18 protein-coding genes are annotated in these 22,427 nt (G+C 62.3%); 7 read left to right on the top strand and 11 right to left on the bottom strand.

Going from position 1 to position 22,427, the window contains the following annotated elements; genetic code table 11:
- Nucleotides 1-73 precede the first annotated feature (73 nt).
- Nucleotides 74-382 carry a ribosome assembly RNA-binding protein YhbY gene (gene yhbY, locus CAG18_RS12365; RefSeq protein ID WP_003249945.1) on the top strand — a complete coding sequence of 103 codons (309 nt, stop codon included), beginning with the start codon at nt 74-76 and terminating at the stop codon, nt 380-382.
- Between the two features lie 141 nt (nt 383-523).
- On the opposite strand, the gene CAG18_RS12360 is transcribed toward yhbY, so the two are convergent.
- From CAG18_RS12360 to grpE, 8 genes are all read right to left on the bottom strand, one after another.
- Nucleotides 524-964, bottom strand: a complete 441-nt coding sequence (locus CAG18_RS12360; protein WP_052261053.1) for a hypothetical protein — start codon at nt 962-964, stop codon at nt 524-526.
- Nucleotides 942-1,424, bottom strand: a complete 483-nt coding sequence (gene greA, locus CAG18_RS12355) for a transcription elongation factor GreA (protein WP_170976259.1) — start codon at nt 1,422-1,424, stop codon at nt 942-944. The genes CAG18_RS12360 and greA overlap by 23 nt, the downstream gene beginning before the upstream one ends.
- The gene (gene carB / locus CAG18_RS12350) at nt 1,421-4,642 is read right to left on the bottom strand and encodes a carbamoyl-phosphate synthase large subunit (RefSeq protein WP_085720961.1); all 3,222 of its coding nucleotides are present in this window, start codon (nt 4,640-4,642) and stop codon (nt 1,421-1,423) included. Before carB ends, greA begins: the two co-directional genes overlap by 4 nt.
- A gap of 105 nt (nt 4,643-4,747) precedes the next feature.
- A complete protein-coding gene (gene carA, locus CAG18_RS12345) occupies nt 4,748-5,884 on the bottom strand; it encodes a glutamine-hydrolyzing carbamoyl-phosphate synthase small subunit (protein ID WP_013974294.1) in 1,137 nt (378 codons plus the stop codon).
- Nucleotides 5,885-6,150: 266 nt separating this feature from the next.
- The gene (gene dapB / locus CAG18_RS12340) at nt 6,151-6,957 is read right to left on the bottom strand and encodes a 4-hydroxy-tetrahydrodipicolinate reductase (protein ID WP_015271866.1); all 807 of its coding nucleotides are present in this window, start codon (nt 6,955-6,957) and stop codon (nt 6,151-6,153) included.
- Nucleotides 6,958-6,970: 13 nt separating this feature from the next.
- Nucleotides 6,971-8,095 carry a molecular chaperone DnaJ gene (gene dnaJ, locus CAG18_RS12335; protein ID WP_013974296.1) on the bottom strand — a complete coding sequence of 375 codons (1,125 nt, stop codon included), beginning with the start codon at nt 8,093-8,095 and terminating at the stop codon, nt 6,971-6,973.
- A 197-nt stretch (nt 8,096-8,292) separates the two neighbouring features.
- Nucleotides 8,293-10,218, bottom strand: coding sequence for a molecular chaperone DnaK (dnaK, locus tag CAG18_RS12330; protein WP_015271867.1), 1,926 nt, complete (start codon nt 10,216-10,218; stop codon nt 8,293-8,295).
- Nucleotides 10,219-10,319: 101 nt separating this feature from the next.
- Entirely contained in the window at nt 10,320-10,877 is a 558-nt protein-coding gene (gene grpE, locus CAG18_RS12325) for a nucleotide exchange factor GrpE (RefSeq protein WP_003258073.1), read from the bottom strand.
- 191 nt (nt 10,878-11,068) lie between these two features.
- On the opposite strand from grpE, the gene recN reads away from it, so the two are divergent.
- Entirely contained in the window at nt 11,069-12,742 is a 1,674-nt protein-coding gene (gene recN, locus CAG18_RS12320; RefSeq protein ID WP_061551376.1) for a DNA repair protein RecN, read from the top strand.
- Nucleotides 12,743-12,871: 129 nt separating this feature from the next.
- Here recN and fur read toward each other — a convergent pair whose 3' ends face one another.
- Nucleotides 12,872-13,276, bottom strand: a complete 405-nt coding sequence (gene fur / locus CAG18_RS12315) for a ferric iron uptake transcriptional regulator (protein WP_015271870.1) — start codon at nt 13,274-13,276, stop codon at nt 12,872-12,874.
- Nucleotides 13,277-13,373: 97 nt separating this feature from the next.
- On the opposite strand from fur, the gene CAG18_RS12310 reads away from it, so the two are divergent.
- Nucleotides 13,374-13,907, top strand: coding sequence for an outer membrane protein assembly factor BamE (locus tag CAG18_RS12310; protein WP_085720960.1), 534 nt, complete (start codon nt 13,374-13,376; stop codon nt 13,905-13,907).
- A gap of 61 nt (nt 13,908-13,968) precedes the next feature.
- Here CAG18_RS12310 and CAG18_RS12305 read toward each other — a convergent pair whose 3' ends face one another.
- Nucleotides 13,969-14,403 carry a type II toxin-antitoxin system RatA family toxin gene (locus CAG18_RS12305; RefSeq protein WP_003258078.1) on the bottom strand — a complete coding sequence of 145 codons (435 nt, stop codon included), beginning with the start codon at nt 14,401-14,403 and terminating at the stop codon, nt 13,969-13,971.
- Between the two features lie 162 nt (nt 14,404-14,565).
- On the opposite strand from CAG18_RS12305, the gene smpB reads away from it, so the two are divergent.
- Nucleotides 14,566-15,048 carry an SsrA-binding protein SmpB gene (smpB, locus tag CAG18_RS12300; RefSeq protein ID WP_013974300.1) on the top strand — a complete coding sequence of 161 codons (483 nt, stop codon included), beginning with the start codon at nt 14,566-14,568 and terminating at the stop codon, nt 15,046-15,048.
- A gap of 126 nt (nt 15,049-15,174) precedes the next feature.
- Here smpB and CAG18_RS12295 read toward each other — a convergent pair whose 3' ends face one another.
- Nucleotides 15,175-15,942 carry an FCD domain-containing protein gene (locus CAG18_RS12295; protein WP_013974301.1) on the bottom strand — a complete coding sequence of 256 codons (768 nt, stop codon included), beginning with the start codon at nt 15,940-15,942 and terminating at the stop codon, nt 15,175-15,177.
- Between the two features lie 256 nt (nt 15,943-16,198).
- Here CAG18_RS12295 and CAG18_RS12290 point away from each other — a divergent pair, with 256 nt between their 5' ends.
- The 3 genes from CAG18_RS12290 (at nt 16,199) to CAG18_RS12280 (ending at nt 21,964) form a co-directional block, all read left to right on the top strand.
- On the top strand, nt 16,199-17,869 hold the full coding sequence (locus tag CAG18_RS12290; protein WP_015271872.1) for a lactate permease LctP family transporter: 1,671 nt from the start codon (nt 16,199-16,201) through the stop codon (nt 17,867-17,869).
- Between the two features lie 63 nt (nt 17,870-17,932).
- The gene (gene lldD, locus CAG18_RS12285) at nt 17,933-19,078 is read left to right on the top strand and encodes an FMN-dependent L-lactate dehydrogenase LldD (protein ID WP_013974303.1); all 1,146 of its coding nucleotides are present in this window, start codon (nt 17,933-17,935) and stop codon (nt 19,076-19,078) included.
- Between the two features lie 75 nt (nt 19,079-19,153).
- A complete protein-coding gene (locus CAG18_RS12280) occupies nt 19,154-21,964 on the top strand; it encodes an FAD-binding and (Fe-S)-binding domain-containing protein (RefSeq protein ID WP_085720959.1) in 2,811 nt (936 codons plus the stop codon).
- Nucleotides 21,965-22,427: the final 463 nt, after the last annotated feature.

Below are 22,427 nucleotides of genomic sequence, written 5' to 3'. Positions count from 1 at the left end.
GACTGGGCGGAGCCGGTGGCCCTCGGGTAAAATGCCGGTCAATTTTACAGAATCAGACGGAAAGGGTCAGATTATGCCGCTCAATAACGAGCAGAAGAAGCAATACAAGTCCATTGGTCATGACCTGAAGCCGGTCCTGATCGTCGCTGGCAACGGTTTGAATGAAGGCGTCATCGCCGAACTGGAGCGCGCCTTGGTCGACCATGAGCTGATCAAGGTCGAAATTCGCTCGGAAGACCGCGAAGAGCGCGCCGAGACCATTGCCGAACTGTGCAAGGCCGGCCGTGCCGAACTGGTGCAGACCATCGGCAAGAAAGCGCTGATCTACCGCAAGAACCCACAGCCGAACAAGCAACTGTCCAATATCCACCGTTACAAGTAACGGCAAAGGGGCTGCTGCGCAGCCCATCGCCGGCAAGCCAGCTCCCACAGGTACGGCGCATGGCCTGAATTCGATGCGGTCGGTGTGGGAGCCGGCTTGCCGGCAATGGGCCGCGAAGCGGCCCCAGCGATCTCGAGCCGTTTAGCGGCGCACCTTGACCGGAACCGGCTGGGCCACCAGCACGATGCCGGAAAAGCCCAGTACCAGGAAACAGAGCAGCTGCCAACGCTCGCCAACGGAAATACCGTAGCGCAAGGTGTAATACCCCACGCAGGCACCGAAGCCGAGCAGCAGCATCTGGCCGCGGAACTGCCGCCACCAGGCCGACAGGCCGTCCACCCTTGCCAGCACTGCCAGCTGGGTCAACAAGCCAAGCAGCGCCACGCCGATCAACCAGCGGTCGATCTGCCCGGCGACATCCTGCACCAGCAGCGGCGCCAGGCCACTGACCTTGAGCGCGGGCACCAACCCCACGTGAAACACCCACAAGCCGCCGACCCAGAAAACCTGGGCCAGCTGCCAGAGGATCCCCTCGAGGGATGGCGCCCGCAGGCGCCGGTCAGATGTGCTTGACTTCGACAATCTCGTACTCGACCGTGCCGCTAGGCGTCTTGACGACGACAGTATCACCTTCTTCCTTGCCGATGATGGCACGGGCAATCGGCGCTCCGCTCGAGAGCTTGCCCTGTTTCACGTCGGCTTCATCCTCGCCGACGATCTGGTAGGACACCTCTTCATCGGTTTCGGTGTTGGCCAGTACCACGGTGGTACCGAAAATCACCTTGCCGGTGTGAGGGATGGTGGTCACATCGATCACCACCGAGTTCTGCAGGCGACCTTCGATATCGCGGATACGCGCCTCGACCATGCCCTGCTCTTCACGAGCAGCGTGGTACTCGGCATTTTCCTTCAGGTCACCCAGTTCGCGCGCTTCACCAATGGCCTGGCTCAGGCGCGGGCGCTCGGTCTTGCTCAGGAAGAGCAGCTCCTCTTCCAGGGCGCGAGCGCCCTGGACGGTCATCGGGTACTTGGTAATGCTCATGCTTTCAGTCCTGCATGCAGATCCTGCAGGCGGCGAACGGTCTTTTCCGGACCAAATTTCAGCGCCTCGCAGATGGCTTCACCGGCCGCAATGGTGGTGGTGCAGTAAATTTTGTGCTGCAGCGCATTGCGACGAATCGAGTAGGAATCGGCGATCGACTGGCGGCCTTCGGTGGTGTTGATGATCAGCGACACCTCGTCGTTCTTGATCATGTCGACCACGTGCGGGCGACCCTCGGTCACCTTGTTCACACGGCGCACTTTAAGGCCGGCCGCCTCGATAACCTTGGCGGTGCCGGCAGTGGCGACCACTTCGAAGCCCAGGGCAATCAGGTCGCGGGCAACGCCAGCCACTTGCGGCTTGTCGTCGTCACGCACGCTGATGAATGCGGTACCGCCGGTCGGCAGTACTTCGCTGGCACCCATCTGGGCTTTGGCGAAGGCTTCACCGAAGCTGTCACCGACACCCATGACTTCACCGGTCGATTTCATCTCAGGGCCGAGGATCGGGTCAACCCCCGGGAACTTGGCGAACGGGAAGACGGCTTCCTTGACGCTGTAGAAGTTCGGGATGATTTCCTGGGTGAAGCCCAGCTCTTTCAGGGTTTTGCCGGCCATGACGCGGGCCGCGATCATCGCCAGGGAGGTGCCGATGCACTTGGAGACGAACGGCACGGTACGCGAAGCGCGCGGGTTGACTTCGATCACGTAGATCTTGTCGCCCTGCAGGGCCAGCTGCACGTTCATCAGGCCGACCACGCCCAGTTCCAGGGCCATTTTCTTGACCTGTACGCGGACTTCGTCCTGCACTTCCTTGCTCAGCGAGTAAGGTGGCAGCGAGCACGCCGAGTCACCGGAGTGAACGCCGGCCTGCTCGATGTGCTGCATGATGGCGCCGATCACCACATCGGTGCCGTCGCACACCGCATCCACGTCCATCTCGATGGCGCAGTTGAGGAAGTGGTCGAGCAGTACCGGGCTGTCGTTGGACACCTGCACGGCTTCGCGCAGGTAGCGCTTGAGCTCGTCCAGCTCGTAGACGATTTCCATGGCACGGCCGCCCAGTACGTAGGACGGGCGCACTACCAGCGGATAGCCGATGCCGCCAGCAGCGCTGATGGCTTCTTCTTCGCTGCGCACGGTGGCGTTTGGCGGCTGCAGCAGGTTCAGGCGCTGAACCATCTGCTGGAAGCGCTCGCGGTCTTCAGCGCGGTCGATGGCATCCGGGCTGGTACCGATAATCGGTACGCCGGCTTCTTCCAGGGCGCGGGCCAGTTTCAGCGGTGTCTGGCCACCGTAGTGGACGATCACGCCTTTCGGCTTCTCGACACGGCACACTTCCAGCACGTCCTCCAGGGTCAGCGGCTCGAAGTACAGGCGGTCGGATGTGTCGTAGTCGGTGGAGACGGTTTCCGGGTTGCAGTTGACCATGATGGTCTCGTAACCGTCTTCACGCAGCGCCAGTGCGGCGTGTACGCAGCAGTAGTCGAACTCGATACCCTGGCCGATACGGTTAGGGCCGCCACCCAGGATCATGATCTTGTCGCGGGTCGACGGGCTGGCCTCGCACTCTTCCTCATAGGTGGAGTACAGGTAGGCGGTGTCGGTAGCGAATTCGGCAGCGCAGGTGTCGACGCGCTTGTACACCGGGAACACTTCCAGCTTGTGGCGGTGACGGCGCAGGTTCTTGTCGGTGATACCCAACAGCTTGGCCAGGCGCTGGTCAGAGAAGCCCTTGCGCTTGAGGCGCAGCATGTAGTCCTTGTCGATCGACGACAGGGCCAGGGTCTTGACCTTCTCTTCTTCCTTGATCAGGTCTTCCATCTGCACCAGGAACCACATGTCGATGCCGGTCAGGTCGAAGATCTGCTCGCAGGTCATGCCGGCACGCATGGCGTCAGCCACGTACCAGATACGCTCGGCGCCCGGTACGGTCAGCTCGCGCTTGAGGATGCTGCTGGCTTCGGGGTTGGCCAGGTCGACTTTCGGGTCGAGGCCGCAGGCGCCGACTTCCAGGCCGCGCAGAGCTTTCTGCAGAGACTCCTGGAAGGTACGGCCGATGGCCATGACTTCACCCACGGACTTCATCTGGGTGGTCAGACGGGCGTCGGCTTTCGGGAATTTCTCGAAGGCGAAGCGCGGCAGCTTGGTGACGACGTAGTCGATCGACGGCTCGAAGGACGCCGGGGTGCGGCCGCCGGTGATGTCGTTCTGCAGTTCGTCGAGGGTGTAGCCGACAGCCAGCTTGGCAGCGATCTTGGCGATCGGGAAGCCAGTGGCCTTGGAGGCCAGCGCCGAGGAACGCGAAACGCGCGGGTTCATCTCGATCACGACCATGCGGCCTGTGTTCGGGCAGATACCGAACTGCACGTTGGAACCGCCGGTTTCAACACCGATTTCACGCAGCACCGCCAGGGAGGCGTTGCGCATGATCTGGTATTCCTTGTCAGTCAGGGTCTGTGCCGGGGCGACAGTGATCGAGTCACCGGTGTGCACGCCCATCGGATCGAAGTTCTCGATCGAGCAGACGATGATGCAGTTGTCCTTCTTGTCGCGGACAACCTCCATCTCGTATTCCTTCCAGCCGATCAGCGATTCGTCGATCAGCAGTTCCTTGGTCGGCGACAGGTCCAGGCCACGGGCGCAGATTTCTTCGAATTCTTCACGGTTGTAGGCGATACCACCACCGGTGCCGCCCATGGTGAACGACGGACGGATGATGCACGGGAAGCCCAGGCGCTCGAGGACGGCGTTGGCTTCTTCCATGCTGTGGGCGATACCGGAGCGCGGGCACTCCAGGCCGATGTCTTTCATGGCCTTGTCGAAGCGCGAGCGGTCTTCGGCCTTGTCGATGGTGTCGGCATTGGCACCGATCATTTCCACGCCGAACTTTTCCAGAACGCCGTGGCGCTCCAGGTCCAGGGCGCAGTTCAGTGCAGTCTGGCCACCCATGGTCGGCAGCAGTGCGTCCGGGCGCTCTTTCTCGATGATCTTGGCCACCGACTGCCACTTGATCGGCTCGATGTAGGTGGCGTCGGCCATGGCCGGGTCGGTCATGATGGTGGCTGGGTTGGAGTTCACCAGGATGACGCGGAAACCTTCCTCGCGCAGGGCTTTACAGGCCTGGGCGCCGGAGTAGTCGAATTCGCAGGCCTGGCCGATCACGATCGGGCCAGCGCCGAGAATCAGGATGCTTTTGATATCTGTACGTTTTGGCATGGTTGTCACTCAAATCCGGGGTCAGTCGGCAAGCCGCTTTGAACAATCTGGGTCAGGCGCTTCCGGGCGCGGCGCAAGCCGGCCCGGGGCCTTGAAGCAGGATGCTCAGCGGCGCTTGGCCATGGCATCGATGAAACGATCGAACAGTGGCGCGACGTCGGTCGGGCCTGGGCTCGCTTCAGGGTGGCCCTGGAAGCTGAACGCGCTCTTGTCGGTACGCTCGATACCCTGCAGGGTGCCGTCGAACAGCGACTTGTGGATGGCGCGGACGTTGCCCGGCAGGGTGGCCTCGTCAACGGCAAAGCCGTGGTTCTGGCTGGTGATCATGACCACACCGGTGTCCAGATCCTGGACCGGGTGGTTGGCACCGTGGTGGCCATGACCCATTTTCACGGTCTTGGCGCCAGAAGCCAGGGCCAGCAGCTGGTGGCCCAGGCAGATACCGAATACCGGGATCTCGGTCTCGAGGATTTCCTTGATCGCCTGTATGGCGTAGTCGCAAGGCTCGGGGTCACCAGGGCCGTTGGACAGGAACACGCCGTCCGGGTTGAGTGCCAGCACTTCGCTGGCCGGAGTCTGGGCCGGCACCACGGTCACGCGGCAGCCACGGGCAACCAGCATGCGCAGGATGTTCAGCTTGACGCCGTAGTCGAAGGCGACCACGTGGTAAGGCAGGTCAGCGGCTTCGATGGTCGGGTGGCTGTCGGTCTTCAGTTCCCACACGCTGGAGCGCCACTCGTAGCGTTCCTTGGTGGAAACGACCTTGGCCAGGTCCATGCCCTTCAGGCCCGGGAAAGCGCGGGCAGCGGCGATGGCGGCTTCTTCGCTGATGTTGTCACCGGCGAGGATGCAACCGTTCTGAGCGCCCTTTTCACGCAGGATTCGGGTCAGGCGACGGGTGTCGATGCCGGCGATGGCGACGACGTTGTTGGCCTTGAGGTACTCAGGCAGCGACTGGGTGTTACGCCAGTTGCTGGCCAGCAGCGGCAGGTCACGAATGACCAGGCCAGCGGACCAGACGCGGTTCGACTCGGCGTCTTCCGGGGTAGTACCGGTATTGCCGATGTGCGGGTAGGTCAGGGTAACGATTTGCTGCGCATAGGAAGGGTCTGTAAGGATTTCCTGGTAGCCGGTCATAGCGGTGTTGAATACCACCTCACCAACGGTCTGACCGTCGGCACCGATAGCTTCACCGCGGAAAATACTGCCGTCGGCAAGGGCGAGTATGGCTGGCTTTGTCAAGAAGACCTCCCGTAAATCAAGCATGAAAGGGCGATCGCAGGTTGCAAAAAAGCGGAGTGACGTATGGACACGTCACCCCGCTTTCATGTGCTGAATTCAATTCGCTGCGCGCTTTTAGTGGACACACTAAAGCTGTAGCTTACAGAAAAGTGCGTTTTCGGTCTACCGCGGATGTGCCTCTAAAACACATCAATGCGACAGGCTGACATCTGTGCTGGCTTCATTCGCGGGTAACCCCGCGAAGAAGCCAGCACGGCTCCAACTGCTTAACGCAGCTCGAGCACATCCTGCATGTCATACAGGCCAGGCTCACGCCCGTCCAGCCACAGCGCCGCACGTACGGCACCCTTGGCGAAGGTCATGCGGCTGGAAGCCTTGTGGGTGATCTCCACGCGCTCGCCTTCGGCTGCGAACAGCACGGTATGGTCACCCACCACATCTCCAGCACGCACGGTGGCGAAGCCGATGGTCTGACGCTCACGTGCACCGGTCTGCCCTTCACGGCCATACACGGCCACTTCCTGCAGGTTGCGACCCAGCGCCTGGGCAACCACTTCACCCATGCGCAGCGCGGTGCCCGACGGCGCATCGACCTTGTGCCGGTGGTGCGCTTCGAGGATTTCGATATCCACATCGTCACCCAGCACGCGCGCTGCGGTATCCAGCAGCTTAAGGCACAGGTTGACGCCGACGCTGAAGTTGGCGGCAAAAACGATCGGGATTTCCTTGCCAGCCTCGGCCAGCAGCTGCTTCTCTTCCGGCGTGAAGCCAGTAGTGCCAATGACCATGGCCTTGCCCGCCTTGCGGCAGAACGCCAGGTTCTTCAGGGTCACCGAAGGGTGAGTGAAATCGATCAGCACGTCGAACTCGTCGACCACCTTGGACAAGTCGTCGGAAATCGGCACACCAATACGGCCCAAGGCCGCCAACTCACCAGCATCAGCCCCAACCAGCGAGCTGTCCGGGCGGTCTATCGCCGCCGTCAGGCCCGCCTGGGGGGCCTGTTGCTGCACGGCCTCGACGAGGGTCTTGCCCATCCGCCCTGCCGCACCCATCACTGCAATACGTCGCATAGCCATTTCCTTGTCAGAGATCGCCGAAGAAGCGCTTCACGCCATCGAACCAGCCACTGGCCTTGGGCGAGTGAGAGCTATCGCCTTCCAGCGAATCACGCAGCTCTTCGAGCAACTCGCGCTGACGACGGCTGAGATTGACCGGGGTTTCCACCGCCACACGACACAGCAGGTCGCCCGCACCACCACCGCGCACCGGGGCAACACCCTTGCCGCGCAGGCGGAACTGCTTGCCGGTCTGGGTACCCTCCGGGATCTTCAGCTTCACCCGACCATCGAGGGTCGGCACCTCCAGTTCGCCACCCAAGGCAGCATCGGTGTAGCTGATTGGCACTTCGCAGTACAGGTGCTTGCCATCACGCTGGAAGATCTCGTGCTCACGCACGTTGATCACTACATACAGATCGCCGGTCGGGCCACCATGGGTACCAGCCTCGCCCTCGCCCGAGAGGCGGATGCGGTCGCCAGTATCGACACCTGCCGGCACCTTGACCGACAGCGTCTTGTACTCCTCGACACGGCCTTCGCCGTGGCACGAGGTGCATGGATCGGTAATGATCTTGCCCTGGCCATGGCAGCGCGGGCAGGTCTGCTGCACCGAGAAGAAGCCTTGCTGCATGCGCACCTGGCCGATACCGCCACAAGTCGGACAGGTAGACGGGGTCGAGCCCTTCTTGGCACCGGAGCCGTCGCACGGCTGGCAGTTGACCAGCGTGGGCACACGGATGCTGACCGTGGTGCCACGTACCGCTTCTTCCAGGTTCAGTTCCAGTGTGTAGCGCAGGTCACTGCCGCGCTGGGCACCACCACGCGAGCCGCCGCGGCCACCCCCGAAGAAGTCGCTGAACACATCGCCGAAGATGTCGGAGAAGTTGGCACCACCGAAACCTGCGCCACCACCACCCATGCTCGGGTCCACACCCGCATGACCGTACTGGTCGAACGCAGCACGCTTGCTGGCGTCAGACAGCACTTCGTAGGCCTCGTTGGCCTCCTTGAACTTGTCTTCCGACTCTTTGTCGCCTGGGTTGCGGTCCGGATGGTACTTCATCGCCAGGCGACGGTAAGCCTTCTTGAGGTCTGATTCGCTGGCGCCGCGCTCGACACCCAATACCTCATAATAATCACGCTTGGACATAGGTCATTTGCACCTTGTTGGGCGTCTGGCATCTACGCCGCGCCATCAGCACCCGCCCTTTGCCCACCAGGGCCACCGACAGATGCTGTAAAAATTCTCGAATTCCAGATACGCCAACGCGGGAGCAAGCCCCCGCGCGGCGACATCCTACCAGCTCACCACCAAACGGCGGTGAACTGGCCGACAACATGCAGGGATTACTGCTTGTTGTTGTCTTTCACTTCTTCGAACTCAGCGTCAACCACGTCATCGTGCTTGGCTTCCGGCTCGGCCTGCTGTGCGCCGCCCTGAGGCTGTTCGGCCGACTGCTCGGCGTACATCTTCTGGGCAACCGGCGCCGAAACCTTGGACAGCTCCTCGACCTTGGCGTCGATGGCAGCCTTGTCGTCGCCTTTGACAGCGGCTTCCAGGGCAACAACGGCAGCCTCGATGGCGGCTTTCTCTTCAGCGGTAACCTTGTCACCAGCGTCAGCGACCATCTTGCGGGTCGAGTGAACCAGCGCATCACCCTGGTTACGGGCAGCGGCCAGCTCTTCGAACTTGCGGTCTTCCTCAGCGTTGGCCTCGGCGTCACGCACCATGCGCTCGATCTCTTCGTCCGACAGGCCGGAGTTGGCCTTGATCACGATCGACTGCGACTTGCCGGTAGCCTTGTCCTTGGCACTGACGTGCAGGATGCCGTTGGCGTCGATGTCGAAGGTTACTTCGATCTGCGGAACGCCACGTGGAGCCGGCGGAATGTCAGCCAGGTCGAACTTGCCCAGCGACTTGTTCTGTGCAGCCTGCTTGCGCTCACCCTGCAGCACGTGAATGGTCACGGCACCCTGGTTGTCGTCGGCAGTCGAGAACACCTGCGACTTCTTGGTCGGGATGGTGGTGTTCTTCTCGATCAGCGAAGTCATCACGCCACCCATGGTTTCGATACCAAGGGTCAGCGGGCTGACGTCCAGCAGCAGTACGTCCTTGACGTCACCAGCCAGCACCGCGCCCTGGATGGCAGCACCCATGGCCACGGCTTCGTCCGGGTTGACGTCCTTGCGCGCTTCTTTACCGAAGAAGTCGGCAACGGCTTTCTGCACCAGCGGCATACGGGTCTGGCCACCGACCAGGATCACGTCGTCGATCTTGCTTGCATCGATACCGGCGTCCTTCAGGGCGATACGGCAAGGCTCGATGGTACGGGCAACCAGGTCTTCGACCAGCGATTCCAGCTTGGCGCGGGAAATCTTCACGTTCAGGTGCTTCGGACCGGTAGCGTCTGCAGTGATGTACGGCAGGTTTACGTCGGTCGACTGAGCGGAGGACAGTTCGATCTTGGCCTTTTCAGCGGCTTCTTTCAGACGCTGCAGTGCCAGCGGATCGTTCTTCAGGTCCATGCCGGACTCTTTCTTGAACTCGTCGACGAGGTAGTCGATCAGGCGCATGTCGAAGTCTTCGCCACCCAGGAAGGTGTCGCCGTTGGTAGCCAGTACTTCGAACTGGTGCTCACCGTCGACTTCGGCAATCTCGATGACCGAAACGTCGAAGGTACCACCACCCAGGTCATAAACGATGACGGTGTGGTCGCCCTTGGCCTTGTCCATGCCGTAAGCCAGTGCAGCGGCAGTCGGCTCGTTGATGATGCGTTTTACATCCAGACCAGCGATGCGACCGGCATCCTTGGTGGCCTGACGCTGACTGTCATTGAAGTAGGCCGGAACGGTGATGACCGCTTCGGTAACTGGCTCGCCGAGGTAGTCTTCGGCGGTTTTCTTCATTTTTTTCAGGACTTCGGCGCTGATCTGCGGCGGAGCCATGTCCTTGCCACTGGCCTGCACCCAGGCGTCGCCATTGCTGGCCTTGACGATCTTGTAAGGCACCAGCTTGATGTCTTTCTGTACAACATCTTCTTCGAAGCGGCGGCCGATCAGGCGCTTCACTGCGAACAGAGTGTTGTGCGGGTTGGTGACCGCCTGACGCTTGGCCGACTGACCAACCAGGATTTCGCCGTCATTGGCATAGGCCACAATCGAAGGGGTGGTACGCGCACCTTCGGCGTTTTCGATGACCTTGACGTTACCGTTTTCCAGAACAGAGACGCACGAGTTGGTGGTCCCCAGGTCGATACCGATGATTTTACCCATGTTAACTCTCCCGAAACTTGAATTTGGTAGCAGCGACTACTTTGGCCAACTGCGGTAATACTTGAAGGCTTGACACCTAGATGGGGATGCCCGGATGGATTTCAAGCCTTTTCATTGATCGAGGGTTGCGCCGCGCTTGGCGCCTTGCTGACCACCACCATGGCGGGGCGCAGCAGACGACCGTTGAGCAGATAGCCCTTCTGGAACACGTTCAGCACGCTGTTCGGCTCCACTTCGGCGTTTTCCTGCATGGCCATGGCCTGGTGGTGCTCTGGGTTGAACGGCTGGCCGTGCGGGTCGACTGCTTCGAGGTTGTAGCGCTTGAGAGTGTCCTGGAACATCTTCAGGGTCAGCTCGACACCCTCGCGGATCTGCTTGACGTGCTCATCGTCGGCACTGGAGTGCGCCAGGGCCAGTTCCAGGCTGTCGATCACCGGCAGCAGGTCGCCCGAGAACTTCTCGAGGGCAAACTTGTGGGCTTTCTCGACATCCTGCTCGGCACGACGACGAGCGTTCTGCACGTCGGCAACGGCGCGCAGCGCCTGGTCCTTGGCGGCGGCCAGCTGCTCCTCGAGTTCCAGGACGCGGGCATCGGCAGCATTACCTGCACCGGTCTCTTCGACGTTAAGGTCTTTCTCGTTCAGCTGTTCGTCAGCCATGGGGTCTCTCCTGCGCAATTTTGTGGACTGCGAGCCAGGCTCGCCTTTGATGTCGGCTATATGGGGCCGGAAAAACCAGCTTCAAGGGGCAAGGTCGTTTTCCCGGCTGCAACAGAATCTGCCAAGGGGCATTGGCAGGCCTGAAAAAAGTACTGTATAAATAACCAGACCTGACTTTCGGGAGCCGCCCCATGCTGGTGCACCTGTCCATTCACAACTACGCCATCGTCGAGCACCTCGACCTCGAGATCGCCCGAGGCATGTCCGTCATCACCGGTGAGACCGGTGCAGGCAAATCGATCATGCTTGATGCCCTCGGTCTGGCCCTGGGCGACCGGGCCGACAGTGGCGTGGTGCGCCCCGGCACGGACAAGGCAGACATCCTCGCCACCTTCGACCTGGTGGACATCCCCGAGGCGCATGCCTGGCTGGCCGAGCGTGACCTGGACAACGACGGCCTGTGCATCCTGCGCCGGGTGATCACCGCCGAAGGCCGCAGCCGCGGCTACATCAATGGCACCCCCTGCCCGCTCGGCGACCTCAAGGCACTGGGCGAGCTACTGATCGATATCCACAGCCAGCACGAGCACCAGTCACTACTCAAGACCGACACCCATCGCCGCCTGCTCGACGAGTACGCCGGCGCCGTCGACCTGGCCCGTCAGGTACAGCTGGCGGCCAAGCGCTGGAACCAGACCCGCCTGGAGCTGGAGCGCCTGTCCAACTCCGGCGATGAGCAGCGCGCCCGCCATCAGCTGCTGAGCTACCAGTTGGAGGAACTGGACAACCTCGGCCTGGGTGAATACGAACTGGAGCAGTTGGAGCAGGAACACAAGAACCTGACCAGCGCCGAAGCCTTGTTCGGCATCTGCCGCCAGGTCATCGACCAGTGCAGCGAAAGCGATTCGGGCAACGTGCTCAGCGCCCTCACCTCCAGCCTCAACCGCCTGGGTGCCGCCCCCAACTCGCCAAAGGCACTGGGCGAAGCGGCCAACCTGATCGCCAGCGCGCAGATTCAGGTCGAGGAAGCCGTGGGCGAGCTCAACCGTTTCCTCGACAACTTCGACGCCGACCCCATGCGCTTGCAGGCACTGGAAGAACGCCTCGACACTATCTATACGCTGGCACGCAAACACCGAGTGCACCCAACCGAACTGCCCCACCTACAGCAGCAACTGATGGAAGAGCTGGAGGGCCTGAACGCCAGTGACGAGTCGATCGAGCGGTTGGGTGAAGAACTGGCCGCTTTCGCCCAGCATTATAAAGAGAAGGCGCTCGAGCTCAGCGCGCTGCGCCAGCAGGCTGCCCAGCAGTTGGCGGTGGCCGTCGAGCAGGAGATCCAGCGCCTGGGCATGCCTGGCGGGCGCTTCTGTATCGCACTTACACCCAATGAAGGAGCAGACCTTTCGCCCCATGGCCTGGAGCAGATCGAGCTACTGGTCAGCGCCAACCCTGGCCAACCGCTCAAGGGCCTGGCCAAGGTGGCCTCAGGCGGTGAACTGTCCCGCATCAGCCTGGCGATCCAGGTGATTACCGCGCAGACCTCGCGCATTCCCACCCTGGTGTTCGACGAAGTCGACGTCGGTATCGGCGGGCCTACTGCCGAAATCGTCGGCCAATTGCTGCGCCGCCTGGGCGAGCGAGGCCAGGTGCTGACCGTAACCCACCTGCCGCAAGTAGCAGCACAAGGTCATCACCACCTGTTCGTACACAAGGTGCGCAATAGCGACACTACCCACACCGCCGTGGCCAATCTGGGCAAGCGCGAGCGGGTCGAGGAAGTGGCGAGGATGCTGGGCGGCATAGACCTGACCAAGGAATCCCTGGCGCATGCGCGCAAGATGGTGGTAAGCGGCAAGGCCTGAACCGTCTTTTTTCAGGACAATTCGCGGGCACGCCCGCGAAGAGGCCAGCACCGACAACACATCTTCCAGCCTCAGAAAGCACAAAGGCGACCCGAAGGTCGCCTTTGTCATTCATAACGATAAAAATCGTTACTTCTTTTTACGTACGTACAGGACCAGATTGTGATCCACCAGCTCGTAGCCATGCTCGGCCACGATTTCGCGCTGGCGTTTCTCGATCTCGGCATCCATGAACTCGATGACTTCACTGGTCTCCACGTTGACCATATGGTCGTGATGACCGCCATCGGCCAGTTCGAACACCGCATGACCGCCGTCGAAGTTATGGCGAACCACCAGACCCGCCGCTTCGAACTGGGTCAGTACGCGGTAGACGGTGGCCAGGCCTACGTCCTCGCCAGCCTCCATCAGCGCCTTGTAGACATCCTCGGCGCTCATGTGACGCTGCTCGGTAGAGTCGAGCATCTGAAGGATCTTGACTCGAGGCAGGGTCACCTTGAGACCGGCTTTGCGCAATTCGCTATTTTCAACCATGGTCAGCTTTCTCGCCGATGCTGCTTCGCAGCTTCTCTTAATACGGGTATGATCGGGGTTTACGTTGTCCAGCCAAGATAGTGGAAGTCGCCCACCGATGCAAAACACCAAGCTCTTGCTAACCAGCCTCACCCTAGTGGGACTGCTCGCACTCGCCGGTTGCTCGTTTCCCGGGGTTTACAAAATCGACATCCAGCAGGGCAATGTCGTTACGCAAGACATGATAGACCAATTGCGCCCCGGAATGACCCGCCGGCAAGTAAGGTTTATCATGGGTAACCCGCTGATCCAGGACACCTTCAACACCAACCGTTGGGATTACCTGTACAGCCTGCAGCCAGGCGGCGGCAAACGCCAGCAAGAACGCATGAGCGTGTTCTTCAACGAAAGCGACCAGTTGGTGAGTCTGTCCGGCGACTTCATGCCAGGCGTCAGCCGCGACCAGGAAATCCTCGGCGGCAGCAGCGACACCACGATCAGCCCGGCCAACCAGCCAGAGCAGCCAACCGTGCAGCCTGAAGAAAAACCGGCCAAGCCAGGCTCGGTGGAAGAATCCATCCAGCGTGAAATCGACACCATCGAGACCACCCCGGTCCCGACTCCGGCTCCGCTGGAAACCTCGCCTCAATAAGCGGCGAGCAGATACAAAAAAGCCCGGACCTGGTCCGGGCTTTTTGTTGCCGCTGTTTCAGTCAGGCATTCAGTTGCTTGGCACGCTGGCAAAACGCATCCACCAGCGTATTTGCCGCCTGGTTGAACAGCGGCCCCAAAGTCGCGCGCACCAGCGGGCCAGCATAGTCGAACGAAAGGTCCAGGCTGATCTTGCAGGCCTTTTCACCCAGCGGCTTGAACACCCAAAGGCCATGCAACTGGGTGAACGGCCCCTCCTCCAGGTTCATCTCGATAGACTGCCCCGGCACCAGTACATTGCGCGTGACGAAGTGCTGGCTCATGCCGCCCTTGGCCACTTCGAGCTTGGCACGCATGTGCGTGTCGCTGGCTTCGATCACCGTCGAGGCCGAGCACCAAGGCAGAAACTGCGGGTAGCTGGCCACATCGTTGACCAGATCGTAGAGCGCCTGGGCGGGATACGGCAGCAGGGCGGAGCGTTGAATATGGGTAGTCATCCAGGCATCACTTCCAAGGCTGGGTGGCGGCGCTTCGCAGCGTGCCGAAAACAGGTTCTGTCGCAAAGACAGGGGCTGTATTGTCCGGTATTCATTGCAGTGGCTCAAGCACACCGAAATCCCATAGCCGACGACGCGGCGACTGCCTATAATGCCGCCCCTATGGCTAAACAAAAGAAACATCCGACCGGGACCATCGCGCAGAACAAGAAGGCGCGACACGATTACTTCATCGAACACAAGTTCGAGGCCGGGCTGGTCCTGTCCGGCTGGGAAGTAAAAAGCCTGCGAGCCGGCAAGGCGCACCTGACTGACAGCTACGTGCTGCTGAAGGACGGTGAGGCCTGGCTGTTCGGCAGCCACATCACCCCGCTGACCACGGCCAGCACCCACGTCATAGCCGACCCCATCCGCACTCGCAAGCTGCTGCTGAACAAGCGCGAGCTCGAGCGCCTGGAAGCGGCCGTGGCGCAAAAAGGCTACACCTGCGTGGCCCTGGCGCTGTACTGGAGCAAGCACCTGATCAAGTGCGAAATCGCACTCGGCAAGGGCAAGAAGGAATTCGACAAGCGCGACACCATGCGCGAGCGCGATTCCAACCGCGAGCTGCAGCGGGCTGTGCGGAACAAGGGCAAGGAAGAGTAATACCTCTTCTTCAGCCTGCTCCGGCCTCTTCGCGGGCTCGCCCGCTCCCACAGGTATCGCGCCGCCTTCGGGTCCGGCGCATATCCTGTGGAAGCGGGCAAGCCCGCGAAGAATCCAACACCGATCTCAACGCCCGCTACGCCGCTCCGCCCGCGCCACTCGCTGCGCTTCTTCATGCGCCTCTTCCAGCACCTCCTGCACATACAGAATGTGCCGGCTGGACACTTCCCGCGCATCCTCCGCCCTGCCCTCGACTATCGCCAGGTACAGCTCCCGGTGCTGGCTGATCAGCATGTCCCGGGTCTCGGTCCGTTGCTGGTACATGCCGCCGATGTTGGTCACCACGTTGCGCTTGAGCAGGTCGAACAAGCCCCGAATGGTGTGCAGCAACACGGCATTATGGCTAGCCTCGGCAATCGCCAGGTGGAAGCGCGCATCGGCCGCGCCTTCCTCCGCCCGGGTCACTTCGTCGGCCCTGGCATAGCAGTCCTGCAGCGCATCGAAGGCCGCCTTGAGGCGCGCCCGGTCCGGCTGGGTGGCGCGCTGGGCCGCGTAGTAGGCGCAGGACGCCTCCAGGGTATGGCGGAATTCGAGCAGGTCACGCTGCGCCTCGGCACTGTGCTCAAGCAGTTGCAGCAATGGGTCGCTGAAAGTGGACCCCAGAGACTCGGCGACAAAATTGCCCCCACCCTGGCGGCTGACCAGCAGCCCCTTGGCCACCAGCTTCTGGATCGCCTCACGCAGTGATGGGCGGGACACGCCGAACTGCTCGGCAAGGACGCGCTCGGCCGGCAGCCGCTGACCCGAGGTCAGCGTACCTTCCAGAATCATCCCTTCCAACCGATCGACGATGTCGTCGGACAGGCGCCGTTGGCGGACCTGATCAAAAACCATCACATGCTCTCCACAAACCCCCGGCAGATTTCAGGGGGCGCCTATTCTCGCCGATCCGGGCCTTGCAAACACCCACCAGCCGACGATTTTCCCCGCCCATCAGATGCCCACTCATCGGCACACGACCAAAGTTTTGCACGGGACAAATTGACACACCCACGAAGACGCTTTTAACCTAGCGCCCAGCCATTGTAAATTGGTCTTACCAATTATCCAATGCCAGTGCCTGACCAACAACAATTAGGGGCCACCCCATATGCAAACCTGGCAACAAATCTATAGTCCGCTTGGTAGTCTTGGCCTGTCCGCACTGGCGGCGGTCATCCCCATCGTCTTCTTCTTCCTTGCCCTCGCGGTGTTCCGCCTCAAAGGCCACGTGGCCGGCAGCATCACCCTCGCATTGTCGATCCTGGTGGCGATCTTCGCCTTCCAGATGCCTGTCGACATGGCATTCGCCGCTGCAGGTTATGGCTTCCTCTACGGCCTCTGGCCGATTGCCTGGATCATCGTTGCCGCGGTGTTCCTGTACAAACTCACGGTCAAGAGCGGCCAGTTCGAAGTGATCCGCAGTTCGGTGCTGTCGATTACCGACGACCAGCGCCTGCAAGTGCTGCTGATCGGTTTCTGCTTCGGTGCGTTCCTGGAAGGTGCGGCGGGCTTTGGTGCACCGGTGGCAATCACTGCCGCGCTGCTGGTGGGCCTGGGCTTCAACCCGCTGTACGCCGCCGGCCTGTGCCTGATCGCCAACACCGCGCCAGTGGCCTTTGGCGCCTTGGGCATCCCGATCATCGTGGCCGGCCAGGTCACCGGTATCGACGCCTTCCACATTGGCGCCATGACCGGTCGCCAGCTGCCGCTGCTGTCGCTGTTCGTACCGTTCTGGCTGGTATTCATGATGGACGGCCTGCGTGGCGTGAAGGAAACCTGGCCTGCCGCCCTGGTCGCCGGCCTGAGCTTCGCCGTCACCCAGTACTTCACCTCGAACTTCATCGGCCCGGAGCTTCCGGACATCACCTCGGCCCTGGCCAGCCTGATCGCCCTGACCCTGTTCCTGAAAGTCTGGCAGCCAAAGCGTTCGTTCGCCGAAGCCAAGGGCAGCGTCGGTGCCGCCGTGGTCCAGCCAAGCGGCAGCCAACCAAGCCCCTACAGCTTTGGCGAGATCTTCAAGGCCTGGTCGCCGTTCCTGATCCTCACCGTGCTGGTCACCATCTGGACCCTGAAACCGTTCAAGGCGGCCTTCGCCCCGGGCGGCGCGATGTACAACTTCGTGTTCAACTTCGCCATCCCGCACCTCGACCAACTGGTGATCAAGACCGCACCGATCGTCGCCGCGCCAACCGCCATGCCAGCGGTGTTCAAGCTCGACCCGATCTCTGCCACCGGCACCGCGATCTTCCTCTCGGCGCTGATCTCCATGGCCGTGCTGAAGATCAACTTCAAAACTGGTCTGACCACTTTCAAGGAAACCTTCTGGGAGCTGCGCTGGCCAATCCTGTCGATCGGCATGGTGCTGGCCTTCGCCTTCGTCACCAACTACTCGGGCATGTCCTCGACCATGGCCCTGGTGCTGGCCGGTACCGGTGCCGCGTTCCCGTTCTTCTCGCCGTTCCTCGGCTGGCTGGGTGTGTTCCTGACCGGTTCCGACACCTCGTCCAACGCCCTGTTCAGCTCGCTGCAGGCCACCACCGCGCACCAGATCGGGGTCAACGACACTTTGCTGGTAGCAGCCAACACCAGCGGCGGCGTGACCGGCAAGATGATCTCGCCGCAGTCGATCGCCGTGGCTTGCGCCGCCACCGGCCTGGTTGGCAAGGAATCCGACCTGTTCCGCTTCACCGTCAAGCACAGCCTGTTCTTCGCCACCATCGTCGGCCTGATCACTCTGATCCAGGCCTACTGGCTGACCGGCATGCTGGTTCATCACTAAAGTGAAAGGGGCCGGGCGCCGTCGCGCGCCCGGCAATCCCCACACGCAACGCTGCGAGAATCCATGATCATTTCTGCCTCTACCGACTATCGCGCCGCGGCCCAACGCAAGCTGCCTCCCTTCCTGTTCCACTATGCCGACGGCGGCGCCTACGCCGAGCACACCCTGCGCCACAACGTCTCGGACCTGGCCAGCATTGCCCTGCGTCAGCGCGTGCTGAAGAACATGTCCGAGCTCAGCCTGCAGACCAAGCTGTTCGACGAAACCCTGAGCATGCCGGTGGCCCTGGCCCCGGTCGGCCTCACCGGCATGTACGCCCGCCGTGGTGAAGTGCAGGCGGCACGTGCGGCGGCGGCCCACGGCATTCCGTTCACCATGTCCACGGTGTCGGTGTGCCCGATCGAAGAAGTGGCCCCGGCCATCGACCGGCCGATGTGGTTCCAGCTGTACGTGCTCAAGGACCGCGGCTTCATGCGCAACGCCCTGGAGCGGGCCAAGGCCGCCGGGGTCAAGACCCTGGTGTTCACTGTCGACATGCCGACACCCGGCGCCCGCTACCGCGACGCCCATTCTGGCATGAGCGGCAAGAACGGCCCGCTGCGCCGCGTGCTGCAAGCCATGACCCACCCCGAGTGGGCATGGGATGTCGGCGTGATGGGGCGCCCACACGACCTGGGCAACATTTCCACCTACCGTGGCAACCCCACCGGCCTTGCCGACTACATCGGCTGGCTGGCCAACAACTTCGACCCGTCGATCTCCTGGAAAGACCTGGAGTGGATCCGCGAGTTCTGGGACGGCCCGATGATCATCAAAGGCATTCTCGATGCCGATGACGCCCGCGATGCGGTCAGGTTCGGTGCCGACGGCATCGTCGTGTCCAACCACGGCGGCCGCCAGCTCGACGGCGTGCTGTCCAGCGCCCGCGCCCTGCCGGCAATTGCCGATGCGGTCAAAGGTGACCTGAAGATCCTCGCCGATTCCGGCATCCGCAGCGGCCTGGACGTGGTGCGTATGATCGCCCTGGGCGCCGATACCGTACTGATCGGCCGCGCCTTCCTCTACGCCCTTGCCGTGCACGGCCAGGCCGGGGTGAAAAACCTGCTGGAGCTGTTCGAAAAGGAAATGCGCGTAGCGATGGTACTGACCGGCGCCAAGTCGATTAGCGAGATCACCCGCGACTCGCTGGTACGCGAACTGGGCGCCTGACCGCCCGCAAGAACGACCGCCTGATTGACCCGGGGCATGTGGCGCACAGACGCCACGGCCCCGCGAGGAGACTGCATGAGCCTGCCCGCCGCGTTCCTGCGTGATGCCGAGCGCCTGATCCCCGCCGAACGCCGCTTCGACGACCCCACCTCCACCCTGGCCTTCGGCACCGATGCCAGCTTCTACCGGCTGATCCCCAAGCTGGTGGTGCGCGTCGAGTCAGAAGACGAAGTGGTCGGCCTGATCAAACTGGCCCAGCGCGAGCGGGTGCCGGTCACCTTCCGCGCCGCCGGCACCAGCCTGTCCGGCCAGGCCATCAGTGACTCGGTGCTGATCGTGCTGGGCGATAACTGGAACGGCCGCGAAATCCGCGGCCAAGGCGAGCAGATCCGCTTGCAGCCCGGCGTCATCGGCGCCCAGGCCAATGCCTGGCTGGCTCCCTTCGGGCGCAAGATCGGCCCCGACCCGGCGTCGATCAACGCCTGCAAGATCGGCGGCATCGTCGCCAACAACGCCAGCGGCATGTGCTGCGGCACCGCGCAGAATACCTACCACACCCTGGCCGGCCTGCGCCTGGTGCTGGCCGACGGCACGCGCCTGGACAGCGAAGACCCGGCCAGCGTCGCCGCGTTCGAGGCCAGCCACGCCGGCCTGCTGGAAGCACTGGCCCGCCTGGGCCGCGAGACCCGCGCCAACACTGCACTCGCCGAGCGCATCCGGCACAAATACCGGCTGAAGAACACCACTGGCCTATCGCTGAACGCACTGGTGGACTACGACCAGCCACTGGATATCCTGCAGCACCTGTTGGTCGGCTCCGAAGGTACCCTGGGCTTCATCAGTGCCGTCACCTACGACACCGTGCCCGACCACCCGCACAAAGCCAGCGCACTGCTGGTTTTCCCCAGCGTGGAAAGCTGCTGCCGCGCGGTGACCGTGCTCAAGCGCCAGCCGGTCTCGGCCGTTGAACTGCTCGACCGCCGCAGCCTTCGCTCGGTGCAGAACATGCCTGGCATGCCACTGTGGGTAAAAGGCCTGTCGGACAACGCCTGCGCCCTGCTGATCGAGTCCCGTGCCGCCAGCCAGAGCCTGCTGCATGAACAGCTGCAACAGGTGATGGCCTCGATCGCCGACTTCCCACTGGAACAGCAGGTGGACTTCAGCGAAGACCCCGCCGTGTACAACCAGCTGTGGAAAATCCGCAAGGACACCTTCCCCGCCGTCGGCGCCGTACGCCAGACCGGCACCACCGTCATCATCGAAGACGTCACCTTCCCCATCGAGCAACTGGCCGAAGGCGTCAACCGCCTGATCCAGCTGTTCGACAAGCATCGCTACGATGAAGCGATCATTTTCGGCCACGCCCTGGAAGGCAACCTGCACTTCGTCTTCACCCAGGGTTTCAACAGCGCCGAGGAAGTCGCACGCTACCAGGCCTTCATGGACGATGTGGCGCAACTGGTGGCGGTGGAGTTCGGCGGCTCGCTCAAGGCCGAGCACGGCACCGGGCGCAACATGGCACCGTTTGTGGAGCTGGAATGGGGCCATGACGCCTACCAATTGATGTGGAAGCTGAAGCGCCTGCTCGACCCAAACGGCATCCTCAACCCCGACGTGGTGCTGAGCGAAGATCCGGACATTCACCTGAAGAACCTCAAGCCGCTGCCCGCTGCCGACGAGATCGTCGACAAGTGCATCGAGTGCGGCTTCTGCGAACCGGTGTGCCCTTCCAAAGGCCTGACCCTCAGCCCACGCCAGCGCATCGTCATGTGGCGTGACATCCAGGCCAAACAGCGCGCCGGCATCGACACCCGGGAATTGCGCCAGACCTACCAGTACCAGGGCATCGACACCTGCGCCGCCACCGGCCTGTGCGCACAGCGCTGCCCGGTTGGCATCAACACCGGCGAACTGGTGAAGAAACTGCGCAGCCAGGCCGCCGAACACGAAAAAACCGCCGACTGGCTGGCCGAACACTTCCACACCGCCCTGGGCGGCGCGCGCCTGACCCTGACCGCCGCCAATACCGCACGCAAGCTGCTCGGCGCCCCACGCCTGGGCCGCCTGAGCGCCTCGCTGCACAAAGCCAGCAAAGGCCGCCTGCCAAAGTGGACCCCGGCGATGCCACAACCACTGCGCCCACTGGACTTCGGCCCGGCCAGCAACGACGCCCGCCCTCGCGTGGTGTACCTGGCTGCCTGCGTCTCGCGGGTGATGGGCCCGGCCTATGCCGACCGTGAGCAGAGTTCGCTGCTGGACAAGACCCGCGCCCTGCTGGAAAAGGCCGGCTACCAGGTGGTGTTCCCTGACAACGCCGACAGCCTGTGCTGCGGCCAACCGTTCGCCTCGAAGGGCTACCCCGAGCAGGCCGAACACAAACGCCAGGAACTGCTTGCCGCCCTGCTGCACGCCAGCCGCGGCGGCCTCGACCCTATCTACTGCGATACAAGCCCCTGCACCCTGCGCCTGGTGCAGGACCTGGGCGACACCCGGCTGGACCTGTACGACCCAGTGCGCTTCATCCGCACCCACCTGCTCGAGCGCCTGGAGTTCACCCCCCAGGACGAACCAGTGGCCGTGCATGTGACCTGCAGCACCCAGCACCTGGGCGAAAGCCAGGCGCTGATCGACCTGGCGCGGCGGTGCAGCAAACAGGTGGTGATCCCGGAGGGCATACACTGCTGCGGCTTTGCCGGTGACAAAGGCTTCACCACCCCCGAGCTCAACGCCCACTCGCTGCGCAGCCTGAAGGATGCGGTGCAGTATTGCAGCGAAGGCATTTCCACCAGCCGCACCTGCGAGATCGGCCTGTCCAGCCATAGCGGCATCGACTACCACGGGCTGGTCTACCTGGTGGACCGCGTCACCCGGCCGCGTAGCATATGACCGTTCAAGGCAAGTTCTGACGGCTATCGCAATCCCAGTCGGAGATTCTATGGTTTTTGGCAAGCATGTTCTTGTCGTGACAACTTTGTTGCCAGTGAGATCGAGCGCCGCCCGCGCGGCGCTTCGCGGGACAAGCCCGCTCCCACATTTGTTGCAACGTGGCCATGTCTGTTAGGCCATGGTTGTCAGCCTTGTTGGTTTGACTCAATTTCTCGGCTGGCGCTGCCGCCGCCTCACCAGTCTCAAGACATGCACCAAGGCAGGCAACCATGGCCTGACAGGTTCGGTACGTTGCAACAAATGTGGGAGCGGGCTTGTCCCGCGAAGCGCCGCGCGGGCGGCGCTCGATCTCACTGGCGCAGAAAGAATCAAGGCATGCACTATGCACCACCTCAACCCCCAGTCATGCCTGGGCAGCTATGTGCAGCACCTGTGGGAGCGGCTTCAGCCGCGAACACCGGCA

This window comes from Pseudomonas sp. B22(2017) (genome assembly GCF_002113105.1).
Taxonomy (GTDB): Bacteria; Pseudomonadota; Gammaproteobacteria; order Pseudomonadales; family Pseudomonadaceae; genus Aquipseudomonas; species Aquipseudomonas asiatica.
Note: the sequence above shows the minus strand (reverse complement) of the source record. Positions and strands in the feature narration are given on the sequence as shown.

Bases quoted from the DNA above. Each gene is read 5' to 3' on its own strand.
- carB (WP_085720961.1), bottom strand. From the start codon at position 4,642: ATGCCAAAACGTACAGATATCAAAAGCATCCTGATTCTCGGCGCTGGC.
- fur (WP_015271870.1), bottom strand. From the start codon at position 13,276: ATGGTTGAAAATAGCGAATTGCGCAAAGCCGGTCTCAAGGTGACCCTG.
- dnaJ (WP_013974296.1), bottom strand. From the start codon at position 8,095: ATGTCCAAGCGTGATTATTATGAGGTATTGGGTGTCGAGCGCGGCGCC.
- CAG18_RS12295 (WP_013974301.1), bottom strand. From the start codon at position 15,942: ATGGTTTTTGATCAGGTCCGCCAACGGCGCCTGTCCGACGACATCGTC.
- dnaK (WP_015271867.1), bottom strand. From the start codon at position 10,218: ATGGGTAAAATCATCGGTATCGACCTGGGGACCACCAACTCGTGCGTC.
- CAG18_RS12310 (WP_085720960.1), top strand. From the start codon at position 13,374: ATGCAAAACACCAAGCTCTTGCTAACCAGCCTCACCCTAGTGGGACTG.
- smpB (WP_013974300.1), top strand. From the start codon at position 14,566: ATGGCTAAACAAAAGAAACATCCGACCGGGACCATCGCGCAGAACAAG.
- CAG18_RS12305 (WP_003258078.1), bottom strand. From the start codon at position 14,403: ATGACTACCCATATTCAACGCTCCGCCCTGCTGCCGTATCCCGCCCAG.
- dapB (WP_015271866.1), bottom strand. From the start codon at position 6,957: ATGCGACGTATTGCAGTGATGGGTGCGGCAGGGCGGATGGGCAAGACC.
- recN (WP_061551376.1), top strand. From the start codon at position 11,069: ATGCTGGTGCACCTGTCCATTCACAACTACGCCATCGTCGAGCACCTC.
- greA (WP_170976259.1), bottom strand. From the start codon at position 1,424: ATGAGCATTACCAAGTACCCGATGACCGTCCAGGGCGCTCGCGCCCTG.
- yhbY (WP_003249945.1), top strand. From the start codon at position 74: ATGCCGCTCAATAACGAGCAGAAGAAGCAATACAAGTCCATTGGTCAT.
- grpE (WP_003258073.1), bottom strand. From the start codon at position 10,877: ATGGCTGACGAACAGCTGAACGAGAAAGACCTTAACGTCGAAGAGACC.
- lldD (WP_013974303.1), top strand. From the start codon at position 17,933: ATGATCATTTCTGCCTCTACCGACTATCGCGCCGCGGCCCAACGCAAG.
- CAG18_RS12290 (WP_015271872.1), top strand. From the start codon at position 16,199: ATGCAAACCTGGCAACAAATCTATAGTCCGCTTGGTAGTCTTGGCCTG.
- CAG18_RS12280 (WP_085720959.1), top strand. From the start codon at position 19,154: ATGAGCCTGCCCGCCGCGTTCCTGCGTGATGCCGAGCGCCTGATCCCC.